The 17,828-nt window shown below is 58.3% G+C and carries 10 protein-coding genes and 1 rRNA gene; 7 read left to right on the plus strand and 4 right to left on the minus strand.

All coding sequences use genetic code 11. The features are described from left to right. Positions 1-487 (plus strand): enoyl-CoA hydratase/isomerase family protein (locus tag BF99_RS0115435; RefSeq protein WP_025771678.1); only part of this gene is annotated, 487 nt, incomplete at its 5' end. Between the two features lie 528 nt (positions 488-1,015). Next, entirely contained in the window at positions 1,016-1,780 is a 765-nt protein-coding gene (locus BF99_RS0115445) for a sulfite exporter TauE/SafE family protein (protein WP_038098648.1), read from the plus strand. A gap of 146 nt (positions 1,781-1,926) precedes the next feature. Here the strand turns inward: BF99_RS0115445 and BF99_RS0115450 are convergent, their stop codons facing one another. Beyond that, complete coding sequence (locus BF99_RS0115450; RefSeq protein WP_025771682.1) at positions 1,927-3,993, minus strand: autotransporter domain-containing protein; 2,067 nt, start codon at positions 3,991-3,993, stop codon at positions 1,927-1,929. An 842-nt stretch (positions 3,994-4,835) separates the two neighbouring features. Between BF99_RS0115450 and BF99_RS0115470 the strand changes: the two genes are divergently transcribed. Then, complete coding sequence (locus tag BF99_RS0115470) at positions 4,836-5,876, plus strand: TAXI family TRAP transporter solute-binding subunit (protein WP_025771686.1); 1,041 nt, start codon at positions 4,836-4,838, stop codon at positions 5,874-5,876. A 332-nt stretch (positions 5,877-6,208) separates the two neighbouring features. After that, positions 6,209-8,278 carry a TRAP transporter permease gene (locus BF99_RS0115480; RefSeq protein WP_197019180.1) on the plus strand — a complete coding sequence of 690 codons (2,070 nt, stop codon included), beginning with the start codon at positions 6,209-6,211 and terminating at the stop codon, positions 8,276-8,278. Between the two features lie 135 nt (positions 8,279-8,413). Here the strand turns inward: BF99_RS0115480 and BF99_RS0115490 are convergent, their stop codons facing one another. After that, complete coding sequence (locus BF99_RS0115490; RefSeq protein ID WP_025771689.1) at positions 8,414-10,285, minus strand: sigma factor-like helix-turn-helix DNA-binding protein; 1,872 nt, start codon at positions 10,283-10,285, stop codon at positions 8,414-8,416. 504 nt (positions 10,286-10,789) lie between these two features. Between BF99_RS0115490 and BF99_RS0115500 the strand changes: the two genes are divergently transcribed. Further along, the gene (locus BF99_RS0115500; RefSeq protein ID WP_025771691.1) at positions 10,790-12,526 is read left to right on the plus strand and encodes a PHA/PHB synthase family protein; all 1,737 of its coding nucleotides are present in this window, start codon (positions 10,790-10,792) and stop codon (positions 12,524-12,526) included. A gap of 189 nt (positions 12,527-12,715) precedes the next feature. Here BF99_RS0115500 and BF99_RS0115505 read toward each other — a convergent pair whose 3' ends face one another. Together BF99_RS0115505 and BF99_RS21190 are read right to left on the minus strand one after the other, a co-directional pair. After that, positions 12,716-13,324, minus strand: coding sequence for a 2-hydroxychromene-2-carboxylate isomerase (locus tag BF99_RS0115505; RefSeq protein WP_025771693.1), 609 nt, complete (start codon positions 13,322-13,324; stop codon positions 12,716-12,718). A gap of 68 nt (positions 13,325-13,392) precedes the next feature. Beyond that, positions 13,393-14,643: a Fic family protein gene (locus tag BF99_RS21190; RefSeq protein ID WP_051482951.1), complete on the minus strand. Its 1,251-nt coding sequence runs from the start codon at positions 14,641-14,643 to the stop codon at positions 13,393-13,395. Between the two features lie 798 nt (positions 14,644-15,441). Between BF99_RS21190 and BF99_RS0115525 the strand changes: the two genes are divergently transcribed. After that, positions 15,442-17,148 (plus strand): acyl-CoA synthetase, encoded by a 1,707-nt coding sequence (locus tag BF99_RS0115525; RefSeq protein WP_025771698.1) that lies wholly within the window; start codon positions 15,442-15,444, stop codon positions 17,146-17,148. A 364-nt stretch (positions 17,149-17,512) separates the two neighbouring features. Then, positions 17,513-17,828, plus strand: a 16S ribosomal RNA gene (locus BF99_RS0115530); the annotation flags it as partial.

The following is a 17,828-nucleotide window of genomic DNA, read 5'->3' on the forward strand; positions in this document are numbered from 1 at the left end:
GGTGATCGCTGCGGTGCAAGGGGCGGCGGTGGGCGGGGGATTGGGGCTGGCGCTATCCGCCGATTTCAGAGTTGCCTGCGATCGCTCGCGTTTCGTCGCCAACTTCGCCCAACTGGGAATCCACCAGGGTTTCGGGATCAGCATCACCCTGCCACGCCTCGTCGGGCAAACCCAAGCGGCTCGCATGCTCTATACCGGAGCGCGCATCAAGGGGGAGGAGGCGGTTCGCATCGGTCTTGCCGATGAGCTCGTCGATGATTCGGATGTGCGCTCCAAGGCCTTGGAACTCGCAGCGGAGATCGCAAGCGCGGCCCCGCTGGCGGTCGGCTCGATTCGCGCCACCTTGCGCCAAGGGCTGGCGGATGCGGTGCGCGATGCCACCGATCGAGAGCTCGCCGAGCAAAGTCGTTTGCGTTGCACCGAAGATCATCTCGAGGGAGTGCGCGCGATGGCCGAACGCCGACGGGGGAATTTCAAGGGTCGTTAGAAAAGGGATGTTCGAAAGGAGATATCCGGGAGGGGATATCCGAGAGGAGATATCCGAGAGGAGATATCCGAAAGGCCAAGCAACGATCCGGGCGAGATATCGGATCGGGAGTCGGACCGGGATCGGCTTCGAGGTCTCGATCCTCTCGAGTTGCCCGCACGGTCTTAGGGGGGGATCGTCGTCGATGGATGCCCCGCTTTTTCGGGTTCGCTCCAAGGTGTCAATGCACCGAAGCCGTTTTTTCAAAAGGCGATGCTTTTCGCATCGGGATCGAAAAGACGCCTTTTTATGGCGTATCGAGACTATCGGGCGACACTCGAGTTCCATGAGAAGTTCGGGGTTTCATCCATCCCTCGCCGCTTGGATCGGGGTCGTTTTTCGACCGGTTGCGGTCAATGGCCCGCTCGATGCATCGACGGCCGTCTTTCCTCTGCGCAGGATAGGGTGCGAAGATGTTCGGGCAACGAATTCCGGCATCGGGATTCGTCTCGTTATCGGATGCACTCGGATCGGGAGCCGATAAAAAGGATGAGCGAGCCGGTCCTTGCGCTATTGGGTGCGATCATCGTCGTGGTGGGCCTTCTGATCGGATCCGTCGGTGTCGGCGGGGTGCTTTTGGTTCCCGCTCTCGTTTACATCGCGGGGATGCCGATCCATGCCGCGATCGCCGCCGCCATGGCCGCTTATTTCTTCGCCGGGATGCTGGGTTCGATCGAATACGCCCGATCGGGGTCGATCAAATGGCGCGAAGTCGGATGGCTCTCCTCGGGAGCGATGCCCGGTGCTTTCGTCGGCGCTTATGCGGTGCACGCAACCGACGCTCGGCTCTTGGAATCCTTGATCGGCGCTTTGATCGTCGTCAGCGCCATCAATACGCTGCGTCGAAGGGATGCGCTTTTAGCCCCGCCTTCGAATCCGACACCCCGCGCTTTCTTCGCCATCGGTCTGCTCACCGGGATCGGCTCGGCGATGAGCGGCACCGGCGGCCCTTTGGTTTTGGTTCCTTTGCTGCTCGGGCTGCGGATGGCGGTGTTGCCGGTCGTGGGGTTGTCTCAGGCGGTGCAAATGCCGATATCGATCTCCGCCACCTTGGGAAATTCCCTGCAGGTCGAGATCGATTTCAAGGCCGCGGCCTTGATCACCGGACTGTTGATGATCGGGGTGTGGTTCGGCGCCCGCCTTGCCCATCGTCTTCCCGGGGCGGCGATGAAGCGGGCCGTCGCCTCATTATTGCTGGTGGTGGGTTTTTCTCTGCTGGCAAGGGCGAGCTTCGAATGGCTTTGGGCCCGATAGCCTCGGCGCCGCCGGCGAGGGTTTCAAAGGCGGATACAAGGATTCGCCCTGGATAAGGATCCGAAAACGAGGGGGCGGGTTGCCCCCTCGTGTTTTTATGCCGATGTTCTCGGTTCGAATCCCGCAAGATATCTCGGCGGTCTCGCTCAAAAACCGTGGCGGTATTCGAGACCGAAGGTGAAACCCGACGATCCTTTGCTTCCCACCAAGGTGCTGCCGTGAAAACTCAAAGAAGCATCCGGTGCCGTGAGTTGACGCCGAAGCGACACGGAAAGCAGGCCGAATCGATCGTCGAGATGGGGGACGCGATGCGAAACGAGGGGTCCGGTGGTGGCGAAGGGGACGACGATATCGTCATCGCCGAAATCCTGCTCGAAACTGCCTCGAACCCGGATCATCCAATCGGACATGCTAGAGGGGCTGAACAGACCCGATAGCCCCAGACTCAGGCGGCTCGTCTCGTAGCGCATATCGCCCAAGGTCGCAGCAAGATTCGGATTCGAGGCTCCGAAGGCGCTTTCGGTGAAGCCATCGAGGCTGACGCGCTCGAAGGTGAAATCGATGTGGGGATCGAGGGTCAACCCGCTTCCGAAGGCAAAACTCGCCCCCAACCCGGCCTTGGCCGAGAAGTGACTTCCGCCGGTATCGGCATCGTATCTGTCGACAACGGAGTTGACGGCCACCTTGCGCTCGATGCCGTGGATATCGATCAACCCGCCCTCGATGAGCCCCTTGGCATAGATATTCGAAGAGAGTTTGGTGATCCCGAAGACGCTTCCGGTGATGATGAAGGCGTCGAAGTCGCCCCGATCCTCATCGTATTCGGTCAGGCTCTGACCGAAGGATAGTCCGGCGCCGAGCATGGTATCGGTCGAGAACATCGTGTCGGCGGCGATATTGAATCCTCGGGTGCGCGACTCGAAGCCGGGCATCACTTGCCCCGGATCCTGGCCGAAGAAGGCGATATCCGCTCCGCCGTGGATCTCGACATCCCCCGGCGGACGTTCGCGCATATCCCCTTGTTCGTCACGCATCGACATCGAGCTCGGATTCAGGCGATGGTCGAGGTCGATATGGCGCTGCCTCAGCTCGGCCATCAGCGTTGCGGGCATGCCGCCGAGCTGGGTGACCCCGACGATGGTCCCGGCTATCATTTGGGCAAAGGTGCCATGGAGCATCGCCGAGGGATGGATGCCGTCGGCGAAGGGGAGTGTGCGATCCGCTCCCGCCGGCGGTGGGGCGCAGCCTCCGATGGCGATATTGCCATCGGCATCCCGTTGGTTGCAGACGTTCAGGGTCTGATCTTGCGGATCCCAAGTCATTCCATAACGACTTGCGTTTTCGAGCAGGTGGTCCAGCGTCGCTCCGGCATCCATGACACTCGCCCGATCCCCCGTTTGCGCCCGCCAAGCGTTGTTGAAAAGATCGGAGAGACTGCGGGCGCCGGCGATCTGCTGCGCCTTGCCCTCATCGGAAAGTCCGGCGATTTGATCGTTGAAATCCGGGGTTCGGATCACGTCCGGAGCGGTGATGGCGATGATATTGGTCGCCCCCGCCTGACGGAGGCGATTGATGATCGCCGCATAAGTATCGGCGGCGGCGCTCAATCGCGTTGCCGCCGTCGCTCTCGCTTCGTCGAGGATGCGATTGGCCGCCGCGCTCGCCGCCGCGGTGGCATCGGCTTCGCTCGCTCCGCCGGCGATGGCGGAGGCATAAGTCTCGGCGCTTACCGCTTGGGCTTGGACCGCGGCGCGGCCCAGATCGGCAAGCCGGTCGCGTAGGTCGTTCGCTCCGCCCCAGACGATCACCAGATCTTTTTCGCTCAGGTTACCGTTGCGATCCTCGAGCAGATTTTGCATTTGTCCTTCGAGACTCAAGGCCGGGTTGCCGGTGGGGATCCGCGTGTTATCGGGCAAGGGCCCTGCGACCCTCGCTCCGCCTTGGGCATAGTTCGTTCCTCCGCTCGGCAGGCCGGGCAGGGCGACATTGGGGATCATCGGCAGACCGAAGATCTCGGCGATCTCGCCGGGGTGACTCGTTTGTCCGTCCCTCGGATCGAAGTCGGTGATCGGGCCGCCGAATGTTCCGGAGTCGCTCAGGCTATCGCCGATCACGATGATATTGTCGAATCGCCTCTCATCGGCACCGACGGATGAAAGGGCGGCGCCGGATATCATCCAGGCGACGATCAGGGTGTTGCCAAGCCTTCTCATAGATCCTCCTCAGTTGAGCGGATTTCGCTTATCGATCTCTTGTCGTTCGAAGTCTTGCGCCCCTCGAAGTCGAAGTCTCGGATAGTGAACGAGAACATCGATGCGAGGATCGATCGTCGAGTCGTTCGATGCGAGGATCCGAAGTCGGGCGGCATCACCACCCCTTTTCGGATCCGTCGATTCCTATCGCTCCTTCGAATCGAGTTCTCGCTTGTTTTGCGCAAGCTGCGAGCCTGTTTTACCGATGATGCCGAGCCGTTCGATTTTGGGCACCCGGGCGGAAAAATTATAAAGCGGTTACTATCGATATCGTCTCGGCATCGTCTCGGCGGATCGATGTTATCACCCGATGCCGCAGATGATGCCGCAGACAAGGAGAATAGAAAGGAGAATGGAGGGGAGGATCGAAGCGGGTTTTCGATCGATCGGATTCGCCGAGCCCCTCGAGATTTCGAAAAACGCCGAGATTTCGAGAAAGCGCATTGGGATCCTCCCGCTTCTTCGAACGCCAAGCGCCCATCGCTCATCATCGGACTTTGATATTCATCGTACATTGAAATAGGGATCGCGAAAAAGGAGTGCGCTTCTTTGCCGATTCGAAGTGCGTTCGGTGCAGGATCGGGATCCGAGTCGGGATCCAAGACGTTTTTCGTCGCTGATTCTTTGTCCTGCGGGAATTTATGATAGCGTTTTGCATTCGATGGTCGCCGTAGGGGGGCATCGGGCATTTAGGCGGGAGATCGAGTCCGAGACTCTCGTTCTTTCGATCTCTTCGAATAAAACGCGTGTCGATGTTTCATCGAGGTATTTCATCGATCGATAACCATGAGGGATTTTCATCAATGACGCTCGGAAAATCGATAACCTGTTTGCTGATCGCTGCGGGCATGCTCGCAAGCGGTGTCGCGCAAGAAGTGCGGGCGCAAGCGAACGAGAAGGAAATTCGCTGGGGGACCTCCCGAGTCGGCTCGAGCGGTCACCGCACATTGACCAACCTCGCCCAAACGCTCAATAAAGAGGTTCAGGGCTATGAATTCACCGTCCAGCCGACCCCGGGGGCCATCGTTTCGGTCAAGGGCTATGCCATCGGGGATTTCGAGGGTTATTACGGCTCGGATATCGCCTTTTACGAATTCGCCAACAATATCCGGCGCTTCGAGGGATTCAAAGATCAGATGAAGCGTGAGCCGGTGCAGTCTTTTTGGACCTTCACCTTGGAGATGGGAGTGGGCATTCACTCCGATAATGTCGGCAAAATCAACAGTTGGGGCGATCTGGACGGCGAGCGAGTGTTCACGGGGCCTCGCCCATGGGATACCCGGGCGGCGCTGGAACGAGCCTTCGAGGCTTTGGGTATCGAGCACGATTATCTCGAAGTCGATATCAAGACCGCAGGATCCCTGCTCGAACAGGGGCGCTTCACCGGTTTCGGGGTTTATGTCAATGCCGAGACCACCCCTCCCCCGTGGCTGAACGAGGCTTCGTTGCAGACCGATTGGGCGCTTTTGAGCCCCTCCGCATCCGAGCTCGAGAGGCTTGAATCCGCGGGGATCGCGATGGTTTCGGTCGAGACCTCGGCCTTCGATAAAAAGAAGGATTATGCGAAGAGTGCGATGATGCTTCCCTTCTTCTATGGATTGCATCTGGGGATGGATGTCCCCGAGGAGGATATGTACGGCATCTTGCGTACCGTCGAGGCGAATATCGACGATATCGCCGCCTCCGACAAGGCTTTCCGACAAATCAAGGAGGATATGCCGAGAATGCAGCGGCGAGGTGTGGAGGCGTCGATCGATCTGGTCAAGGTCCATCCCGGGCTTGCCCGCTACATGCGAGAAAAAGGCGTATGGGATGCGAAATGGGATTCCCGCATCGCCCGATGATTCGTCGATCTCGCTTTTGTCGCAGCATATCGAAATCCGATCTCTCGCTAAAAGGCGGCCCTTCGAACGAAGACCGGGGCTGCCTTTTAGCGACGATCCGGATCGATCATCGACCCTTCGAGATCCACGAACCATCGAGGCGCTCGCAGCGGTCGCTTATCGTCCACTTATCGTCCACGATGCCTTTGCGATGACGATGGATCTTGCATGAAACGCTCTTGCCCCTTTATCTTGGCGCTCGTTTTTCGCAAGGGGCGATCGCCGCATCCTCGCCTTCTCACTTGCCGGCGTCGGCGATGCGTTTTCGGCGGGACCAAAAAGGTGCGGGATCGATGAATCGGCTCCCCGAAGACGCCCCCGATGAAGAGCGAGGGGATCCGTCCATCGATCTCGGGCAATACGAGACCCTCGATCGCCCGGTGGTCGATGTTCTTTATTACCTCGTGGCCGTCGTTTTCTTCGCCTGGCTTTTTTATTACTACCTCACCACCGAGGGCGGGCCGACCCTGCTCGCCTTCACGATGGTGCCGATCACCTTCGTGCTCTTTACGCTGGATTCGTTGCGCCGAGGCACGCTCTATCCCTCGTTGAGCGAGAACCTCAACCGCGTCATCGCCGTCGTCTACTGCGCGATCGCCTTGACCGTTTCGGTCTATCTGTTCAAGGAGTTTCATGCGATCGGGACGGTGCGCGCCGGTATTTGGAACGCCACCGATCTGCTGATCGGGGGATTGATGGTTTTATTGGTGATGGAGTACGCCCGCAAGCGTTATTTCGTCCTTTTCGTGCTCAATATCGTGCTGATCCTCTATGCGGTCTACGGCGATATCGTGCCCGGGATTTTCAATCACCCCGGTCTTTCCTGGAAAAGGATCGTCACTTCGCTAAGCCTCGAGGATACGACCGGGGTCTTCTCCGGCTTGCCGCAACTGGCGTTGACGCTGATCGGATCCTTCGTGCTGGTTTTGAGTGTCCTGCGCGCTTTCGGCTGCATCGATTCGATTTTGCGTTTTGCCTCGAGGATCGCGATGCGCTCGACCCATGCCTTGCCGCAGGCGGCGGTGATGGGTTCGATGGGGGTGGCGGCGGTCAGCGGTAGCGGTGCGGCCAATGCGGTGACCACCGGATCGGCGACCATCCCGGCCTTGATCAAAGCGGGGATGAAGCGCGAGAACGCGGCGGCGGTGGAGGCGGCGGCCTCGTTGGGCGGTCAATTGATGCCGCCGATCATGGGAATTTCCGCCTTCTTGATGGCGGATTTTCTCGGTCGGAGTTATTTCGATGTGGTCGCCCGAGGCTATGCCCCGGCCTTGGTTTATTTCGTGGCGCTGGCGTTGGGGGTCTATCTGATCTCGGCGCGCCGGGGCGAGATCCGCATGGTCGAGGCCGCCTTGCCGATGCGCGCGGAGGATTACGTCCGCTTCGCGGCGTTCATCATGGTGGTGGCGGGGCTGATCGTGTTGATGTCGGCCTTGCATTTAGCGCCGATATTCGCCGCCCTATATGTCTTCTTGGCGGTCGGGGCCGGTCTTTTCGTCATGCAGCTGGCCCTTGATTTTCGCGCTCGCCGCGTTTCCCCGCCGGCAAGGAGCGGTAGCGAGGATCCATCGATCTCGATGGATCGCAGCCAAAGTCAAGACCTTGGAGCCGGAGGCGATACTCGGTTGACAACGAAGACGGCGATCCTTCGCTTTTTCGATTCCTTTGCCTCGATGACCGCCGATCTGACCTTGCTGTTGGCCACGCTATCGATTTTGACCAGCGCTTTCGTCAATACCGGAGTGCCGCCGAAGGTCGGTTTTTTGCTGATCGAGGCGGCATCGATTCACTTGGCGGCGATGGCGTTGGTGGCCTTCGTCTTCGGAGCCCTGCTCGGGATGGGGCTCCCCCCGGCGCCCACCTATATCCTCACCGCCTTGGTGATCGCACCGCAGATGATCAAGGCGGGGATGGACCCTTGGCCGGTCCATTTTTTCGCTTTCTTCCTTGCGGTTTGGGGGGAGTTGACGCCGCCGACATCGGTGGTGGCCGCGGTGACCTCGCGCATCGCTCGAGCCTCTTTCGCAGGGACATTGCTGCGCTCGCTAGGCCTTTGTACGAGTCTGTTCGTGTTGATGGCGGCGGTTTTTCTGCGCCCGGAGATCGTGCTCGAGCCGGGGCTTGCGCAGTTGGCGGCGACCGCTTTGGTGTTGATGGCGGCGACGGGCCTGACCTTCGGGCTGTGGGCGAAATTCTCGGATCGAACCCCTCTCGACTACGGGCTACGCCTGATCCTCGTGGCGTTGTCCGGGGTCGCCTTGGCCCATCCGGATCGGGGCGTCGCCTTCGTCGCCGCCGGGTCGGTGGCCGCTTTCGTCTTTTATTGGTGGCGCTTTGCAAGGCCATCGATTCGCTTGGCATGAACGAGGGCCCGGATCGATCCTCGCCCGGTGCGGATTTCGCTCGCACCTATCAAGCCTCGGCGTCGATCCTCGGTACCGACCTCGTTGGAAAACCGCTCGTTCGAAAAGCCCGATGATTCGTCGGCGCTCGGCGTTTCAGGCGTCCCTCTCATCGATGCGTCGTACCAACCCTCGTCGATTGAAGGACACCTTCCCGGTGCGTTGCAGCAACGAAGTCAGCATCACCTGATCGAGATCCTTCACCCCGGTCACCTCGAAGGCGATCATCGGTAGATCCCGGTCTTCGAGGCGTTCGGAATCGTCTTCGAGGAGGGTCATCACCGCATCGACGAAGTGTTTGAGTTGCACCGCATCGAGGGGTACGTCGCGATCGGCCAACCCCCACCGACCGCGTTCGGTACGTACCAAGCGTCCGCGCGGATGGAGGGCGAAGTTCCTGCCGAGCCCGCGTCGTTCGCGAACCGCTTTGCGCAATCGGGTGTTGCCCATCGGTTCGCCGTGTTCTTCCAAGATGCTCTCGACGGTGCTCAAGATCGGAACCCGGCGGGCGGTGTCGCGGATCAATTTCCCCGAACCTACAATCCACATCAGTCGGCCCAAGGAATCCAGTTTGCGATTGTGGATCTGCAAGGCCACGTGCAGGATATATTCATCGACCCCCGATAGGTTGTAGCCTCTATCTCCAAGGCATTGCAGCATTTCGCTGCAATGCCATTGCCGCCCGGTAAAGGGTTTTCGATGGGCGAGCCTCTCCACCTCGCCGACCAACGAAAGAGCACGGGAATTCGAGAGCTTCAGATGCTTTTTCAATCCGTAGGTGCCGCGGCCGAAGAGCAACCCGCATCCGGAGAGGGCGTTATGCGCTCTTCGGTGATCGATATCGACCCGATACCTTCGATAGAGGATCTCCTTGGCCTCTTGATGATGGATAGGATGGTCCGACTCCACCAACAATCGCATGATATGGGCTTCGCCGGATCGCCAAGCGGAGATCAGCAGGGGATCACCGGAGCCGTCCTCGGCGAAAACCGCTTTTCGGGCGATCGATTGGAGGACCAGATCCACCCAAGCGCATTCGGTGCCGCTCGGCAACAGGGCATTCAATTTTTTGCGCAAGACCGAGCGCCGAAGACCCTTCGCCGGGTCGATCACCCGCAATCCGCTGTCCTTGGTGCGGTTGAATGAGCCCAAGCGCAATAGATCTCGTCCCCGAGCCAAGCATGTTGTCCATTGATGCGACGGGATATCGCATAGATAGGCTTCGTTATCCACATCGACCAAGTGCCAGCGCTGCGGATGCATGAGATCGAGGGCATGGTTCAATATCCGGCGATCGGTCCCGGCGAACCAAGGGTTGATCCGGCCGATCTGCCTCAAAGACAAAGGCTGGCCGTTATTGTCGGCGACGGATTGCTCGATCTGAAAAACGAGCTCGGCGCCCAGTCGGCGACCGCCTCGATCGTATTCTTCGAAGATGCGCCGATGGGCGATTTTTTCCAACTGACGCACCCGCTCGCGGGTGACATTCAGGTCCTCGCCGATCGATGCGAGGGTGTCGATCGCCCCGGTTCGCAGCCCGATTCGCCTTTGCAGGATCGCTCGGTCGCGATCGCCCAATCTCGCCATCGCCGCCACCCACTCGGTTTGAAAGCGAGAATGGGCTTTCGATCGGGCGCCTTTTCGATCGATCTTCGTCTCATTCGTATTGATACTTCGATCGAAAGTGAAATCGGCCGCTTCGGAGCCGCTTTGCGCATCGGCGCTCGGCTGCGAATTTGCAAGCGCTCCATCCCTTTTCGAGTCATCCCGGCGCCCATCGGGGGCTGCGGACGATGAATGATGCGCAAAGTCCGCCGGGGATTTTTCATCTCCTGCGAATGCGTTGTCGTGCGCTTTCTTGCGGTTCGACTTCTTGGTGACCGAACCATCGCCGAGACCGGATGGCTTATCGTTTTCGCTATCCGAGGTGAAATCATTGGCGCTCGGTGGCGCGTTACTGTTCAGCATGCTTCCTCCGGGTTGGTAGGTACTACTTCTCCCCCTCCTCAACTAGTCGAATCCGCTCATACCGAGTTCGGTTTCATCTCCCGGTATGTTCAAAACATCGAAAAAAATTCATACCATACAGCAAGTATGACAGGAATTGTGCTTATCGTTGCTTGCATAATCGGCTTTTTCTCGGACTTTGTCGCAAATCGCATGACGATGCTCGTTACTCGGTCGAGGGTCGAGAACGAAGACCGAATGACTGCGATTTCCGAACGCTTTGCCATGGGTTTTTTATCCCGGGTAAAGAGGTTCATTTTCTTTTCTTCGCCCATTTTCAAAGAGGCTGTATTGATGGTTGACTCCTCAAATCATGAAAAGTTCGTCGGATCCGCAAAATCCGCCCCCGAAACATCCTCCGGAGCATCCGCCGAGGCATCTTCCCGAGAATCACCGCATGCAAGAAGAGCGAGTCGTGATTCGGCGCCATCGAGTCAACCCGATTACGAGAGGCTCGGGGCCGCAATGGGCCGGATCGCCGAGCGCAGTCAATCCATCATGCGGATCCTCGCCGAACGCCAAGCCGATGATCCCGAGGAATTCAATCCTCTGCCATCGCCGACGATCTCGAAGCTCGGTCAGGATCTGTGGCAGCGGATGTTGGCCGATCCGAAGCGATTGGCCGATGCCCAAGTCGCATTTTGGCAGGATTATGCAAGGCTGTGGGAGCATGCCGCTCGGCGCTTTGCCGGACAGCCGAGCGATCCGATAGAGAAACCTGCGCCCGGTGATCGGCGCTTTTCCGATGCCGCTTGGAGCGAAAATCCTTTTTACGATCAAATCAAGCAGGGCTATCTGCTGATATCGAGACATTTCCTGTCGACGGTGCGAGAAACTCAAGGTCTCGATGCGCAAACGGCTCGCAAGGCGGAATTCTTCACGCGGCAGTTCATCGACGCTCTTTCCCCCACGAACTTCGCCATGACCAATCCGCAGGTGGTGCAGCGCACGATCGAAAGCGGCGGAGAAAATCTCTTGCAGGGGTTGGAAAATGTCCTCGAAGATCTGGAGTCGGGGCAGGGCAAACTGCGCATTCGGATGACCGACACCGAAAAATTCCAACTCGGGGACAATATCGCCATCACCCCCGGCAAGGTGGTATTCGAAAACGATCTCATGCAATTGATCCAATACGCACCGACCACCCCCCAAGTGCGCAAGCGCCCGCTTTTGATCATCCCGCCTTGGATCAACAAGTTCTACATCCTCGATTTACGACCGAAGAACTCGTTTATCCGCTGGGCCGTCGAACAAGGGCATACGGTTTTCGTGATCTCATGGATCAACCCCGACGAGAATCTCGCCGATAAAACCCTTGCCGATTATGTGCGCTCGGGCGCCTTGGCCGCGATTTCGGCCGTTAGGCAGGCGACGGGCGAGGAGAGGGTCAATGCCATCGGCTATTGCATCGGCGGCACCTTGTTGTCCATGACCCTGGCATGGCTCGCCGCCCGCGACGAGCGACCGATCGAGTCCGCGACTTTTTTCACCACGATGGTCGATTTTTCCGAGCCGGGCGATCTCGGGGTTTTCGTCGACGATGATCAGTTGGCCCAAGTCGAAGCGGCGATGGACAAGAAGGGCTATTTCGAGGGTTCGGATATGGCCGAAGCCTTCAATCTTCTGCGCGCCAACGATCTGATCTGGAATTTCGTGATCAACAACTATTTGATGGGCAAAGATCCCCTGCCTTTCGATCTCCTGTACTGGAATTCCGATTCGACGCGCATGCCGCGGGCGATGCATATCGAATATCTGCGCAATATGTATCGAAACAATCTGCTCTGCCAACCGGGCGGGATCACCATCGACGGGATTCCCATCGACCTTGGAAAGATCGATATTCCGGTGTATATCCTGTCCGCGCGGGAAGACCATATCGCCCCTTGGACCTCCACCTTCGCCGCCACCCGGCTCTATCGGGGTCCGGTGCGCTTCGTCTTGGCGAAGTCGGGGCATATCGCGGGGGTGATCAACCCCCCGGCGGCCAATAAATATGGCTACCACACCGGGGAGTTGACCGAGGATTGCGAGCAATGGTTGGAGTCGGCGAGCACCCACGAGGGTTCGTGGTGGCCGGATTGGGATGACTGGGTACTTCAATTCACCGACGGGGTCTGCGATGCCCGCGTTCCGGGCGAGGGATCGCTCCCCGCCATCGAGGATGCGCCGGGGCGTTATGTCAAGATGCGAGCCGATTGATCCCGCTTCCTTTCGGGATCATCGATGGGGGTTTTCAAAGGATTGTCAAGAGCCTTAGGAGCCTCCTTACCCGAATCCCGCCGCCGGCGTGCGTGGCGTTTATCCATAGGCGGCATTGCCGGTTTGATGCCTCGGGTGCTTGCTTGGGCGGGCAATGGGTGGTATGGCACAAGACCCGATTTTTCGGATCTACCAGCCGCCTCGCTCCAGCCAGAGATCGACCTGTTCGAGTCGATCGTGCCCCCAAAAAGCCTCGCCATCGACCAAAAAGAAAGGAGAGCCGAATACGCCGCCTGCGATGGCGCCATCGGTCACCTCTTTCAGCCGCTCCTTGATCGCAGGCTCGGCGATCCCTGCAAGGATATCTTCCGGATCGCTGCCGATCGCCGCTTCGGTGATGGCGGCGACCCTTTCCGCCTCGACGATGCTTCGCCCGAGCCCGAAGGATGCGTGAAAAAGCGCCCGGGCGAGGGTCTTGGCCGCCGCCGGACCCTCTTCTCGCTCGATCAGGTACACCGCTCTCGATGAGGCGATGGCGGCGAAGGGGAAGGGATCGGGGAGTCGAAGGGGTAGTCCGGCAAGGCGAGCGCATCGTTCCAAGTCATGGCGGGAGTAATCGTTGATCATCGGGCGATCCACCAACGGAGCGGAGCCGGTGATCTTCATCGCCGCCCCCATTAGCCACGGTCGCCAAATGACCTCTCGTCCATGCCGAGAGGCGATGGAGTCGATGCGCTCGCTTGCAAGGTAGGCGTAGGGAGAGGAAAAATCGAAGTAGAAATCGATGGGGGTGGGCATTATCGAACGCTCCTTGGAAATCCGATTGGCTTCTAAGCGAAAGGGACTCGATACCGAATCTTCGCCCGTTATCTCGATCTTCGACCCTCGCCGCCCCGCTCGATCGGATCGAGTTGCGAATCGTGGCCTTGTGTATTCAAAAGATCTCTTTTCCTTCGGCGATATTCAACAAAGACGAAAAGACATGGATTCCCGGTCGCCGGCCGCTGCCTTGGCGCAATATGTCGATGATCCTCTCTTTGCGAAAAACATTCAGAATTCTCCGCGCCGTCGGTTTCGGTATTCCCGCTTGCGAGATGAATCGAGGGCCTTGAAAGAAGGGGTTGGAGAAGATGAACTCGACCGCGCTTACGACATGATGGAGAGCGCGTTGCCGTCAATGCTTGATCCTGCACCTTGCGGTGGAGGTCGCGGATATTCTCCGCTTTGCGCCGGCTTATCGATGCTTGTCGGACAATTCCTTCCAAGAAAAACGCACACCATCCGGTCCACTGTCCATCTCTCGATATCGCCCGCATTTTATCCACGTATTCCTCCCGATTCTCCTCCAAATAATCGCTCATATAGAAGTTCGCACTGCCCAAAATCCCTCGTTGGTAGAGAAAAAGAGGGATCAGCATGCGCCCCAAACGACCATTGCCGTCCTTGAAGGGATGGATCGCTTCGAACTCGAAGTGAATGATTGCCATTTGCACCAAGGGGTCGATTTCCTCGGTGCTTCTTAGGTATTCCATCCACCTTTCAAGACCCGATTGGAGGTGCTCTTGCGGGATGGGCACGAATTCGGCGTTTTCGATTCCAAAGCCCGGTCGCCCGATCCAATTCTGCCGATCTCTGAAGGCGCCGGGGCTCTTGTCATGCCCTCGCACTCCCCTCATCAGCAATTCATGCATTTGCCGAAGAAGATGCAAGGAAATGGGCTTTCCCTCTCGTATTTCCTGGGTGGAGAAATTCAATGCCTCCCGATAATTCCAAACCTCCTCGAAATCATCCCGCTTGGCGGCCTCGATATTCTCATCCGCCCCGACCCCGATCCTGAAGGCCTCGCTCATCGTGATATTGGTCCCCTCGATCCTCGACGAGCTCGCCGCTTCGTGCATGACCATAGGCGAGAGGAGGATATCCGTATTCGGGATACTTTCGAGCGATCCGTCATAGCGACCGAGCGCCAGATTCGCCGAGCCCGCAAGGGCGCTGAGACGATTGAAATCGATATCGTCTTTTTTCGGCGGAAAACCGCCGAGTCGATAGTGAACGGGGGTGGCCATCGAGCGAATCCGGTTCGTTCCTTGGTATTTCGTCAATCGAATGGTGTGCATCGGGGGATAAAAAGGGGCTTTCTTTGACCCCTGCGATGAACGTTTGTGATGGCGGTGTATCGTACACTCATCATTATGAGACCATCGTCGGCGAGCGCAAAGCCGGATAGCGGTTTCGAGCGACATTGCCTTCCTTGGAAAACGCCGCACCTGTTGCCGATGCGAGCGGTTGTTTGTGATTCGTCGGCATGGCATATCGGCGTGATATGGCGGGGATCGCGGGATTTTTCGGCCAATTACCTTTCGACCATCAATCCCCTTGTGGATATCCTCAGCAGCACCCCCTTCGGTTTTTCCTATCCGCTCGGATCCCGTCGATGGCCATGGAAGACCGATGCCTTTGCCAGCCCCCGAGCCCCGATCGGCCCTCGTTCGATGCTTCGATGCACATTGCACATCCATCCGGGGATGGAAGGCACTCTAATCTTTCTTTGTCTCTATTGAATGAGACATAAAACCGTTTGTGTCTCGGTTTTTGACAAAAAGTGAGACACAAAATGGTTTGTGTCTAATAAGTGAGCCATAAACGAGTGGTGGATGCGAAAAGGCGGGCGAGGCTTTTGCGCGCATAAGGAACCAGATGCCCCTTGGAGGATGGATCGATCTTGGGTTTTCCCGATCGAGTGCTTGGCGAGTCCTTCGGATTCGAGGATCGAAGGAGGTTTCGGGACGATCGCGCCGAAACGCAGTTTCGTTTTTAGCCGGCGAGCCAAGGGGTGCCGGTTCAAGGCCGACACCATGCCCGGGGTCGGTGCCCTCGAAAGGGTGTGGGGTAATATGGCGAATCGGTGATGTAAGGTGAGTTGCTTCGCCGGACCTTGGATCCCCGGATGGATGCGCCCTTCGAATCTTGGAATTCTCGAGGTGATGGCCATGACCCATGCCGATAATCCCTATGAGCGGGCTCTGGATAAGGGGCCGGCGAATTTCGTTCCTCTGACGCCGATCGGCTTCATCGAGCGTTCGGCTTTGGTCTATCCGCAAAAGACCGCGGTGGTCTATGGCGAGCGACGCTTTACCTGGGCCGAGTTCCATGCTCGCAGCCGCCGTCTCGCCGGAGCCTTGGCCGGGAGAGGATTGGGGGTCGGGGATACGGTGTCGGTGATGGCGCCGAATGTGCCGGAAATGCTCGAAGCCCATTTCGGGGTGCCGATGAGCGGAGCGGTGCTCAATGCCATCAACTACCGCCTCGATGCCGATACCCTGCGCTTTATCTTGGGGCATGCACAAACGAAGTTGCTGATTGCGGATCGTGAATATTCGAAGGTCGTCGCCCGCGCCCTCGACGGGATGTCATCCCCGCCGGTGGTCATCGATATCGATGATCCCCTTTGCGAACATGGCCGGTGCATCGGCGAAAAAGACTATGAATCCCTGCTCGCCGAAGGGGCGCCGGATTTCGATTACCGCTACCCCGAGGATGAGTGGCAAGCGATCGGCCTCGGCTATACCTCGGGCACGACGGGCGATCCCAAGGGTGTCGTTTGCAGCCATCGCGGGGCCTATCTCAACGCTATCGGCCAGATTCTCGCTTTCGGTTTGAGCCCTCGCTCGCGCTATCTATGGACCTTGCCGATGTTCCACTGCAACGGCTGGACCTACACTTGGGCCGTCAGCGCGACGGGGGGAATGCATGTTTGCCTGCGCGCGGTCGATCCGGCCCGCATTTTCTCCCTCATCGAGGAGCACGAGATCAGCCATCTATGCGGAGCCCCGGTCGTCCTCAACTTGCTTTTGCACGCTCCGAAGGAGGTCAAGCGCCGCTTTGGGCATCGGGTGGAGGTGGCGACCGGGGGCGCGGCCCCGCCGAGCGCGGTGATCGAGGCGATGTCCAACATGGGTTTCGATGTCACCCATCTCTACGGGTTGACCGAGACCTACGGACCGACCACCGTCTGCGCTTGGCAGGAGGAATGGGATAGCGATGATGTCGAGACGCTGGCCGGGAGGATGGCAAGACAAGGAGTGATCTACCCCACCATGCAGGCATTGCGGATCGCCGATCCGGAGACGATGGTCGATACCCCGTGGGATGGCGAGACGATCGGGGAGTTGATGTTGCGGGGCAATACGGTGATGCGGGGTTATTTGAAGAATCCGACGGCGACCGACGAGGCCTTTAGAGGCGGTTGGTTTCATACCGGGGATTTGGGGGTACGCCATCCGGACGGCTATGTCGAGATCAAGGATCGGGCCAAGGACATCATCATCAGCGGCGGCGAGAATATTTCGAGCCTCGAAGTCGAGGAATGCCTGTTCCGGCATCCGAAGATCATGGAGGCGGCGGTGGTGGCGCGTCCCGACGAATATTGGGGCGAGAGCGTATGCGCCTTCATAACGCCGATCGAGGGGCAAGCGCTGTCGGAGGAGGAAGTGGTGGCTTGGTGTCGGGAGCATATCGCCGGATTCAAGATCCCGCGCACGGTGATCTTCGACGAACTCCCGAAGACATCGACGGGAAAAATTCAGAAATTTTTTCTTCGAGAACGTGCAAAAAAAATGTGATTTTTTTCTCTCGTTTTTCTCTCGCAAGGAGCGATATTTGAGAAAAACGCTTATGAATCAATGTTTTATGGGATTTACGGGGAGATCACGAAATACCCGATCCATTGAAGAAAAATAGCCCAAGTACTTGATCTATCGCTCATCGTGCGTATAATACGCAGTCTTGCCTCGCAGGGGCAACGCTTTTTCGCCCCTGATTTCGAGGCCCGCTGATTAAAAATCCGTACAGGTAAATTGTGTGGGTGTTCGCGCGGATGCGACTCCTCGATGAAGAGGAGAAACATCGGCGCGAACGGTTCGTTGATACGAACCATTCCGTCGGGCCTAGATCCGGCCGCTTCTTCGCGAAGCGGTCATGCTTCTTGAACTGAAGAGTTTGATCCTGGCTCAGATTGAACGCTGGCGGCGTGCTTAACACATGCAAGTCGAACGGCAGCGCGGGGAGCTTGCTCCCTGGCGGCGAGTGGCGGACGGGTGAGTAATACGTGGGAATCTGCCTGGTAGTGGGGAACAACCCGAGGAAACTCGGGCTAATACCGCATACGCCTTACGAGGGAAAGCGGGGGACCTTCGGGCCTCGCGCTATCAGATGAGCCCGCGTCCGATTAGCTTGTTGGTGAGGTAATGGCTCACCAAGGCGACGATCGGTAGCTGGTCTGAGAGGATGATCAGCCACACTG

This window comes from Thioalkalivibrio sp. HK1, assembly GCA_000583135.1.
Taxonomy (GTDB): domain Bacteria; phylum Pseudomonadota; class Gammaproteobacteria; order HK1; family HK1; genus HK1.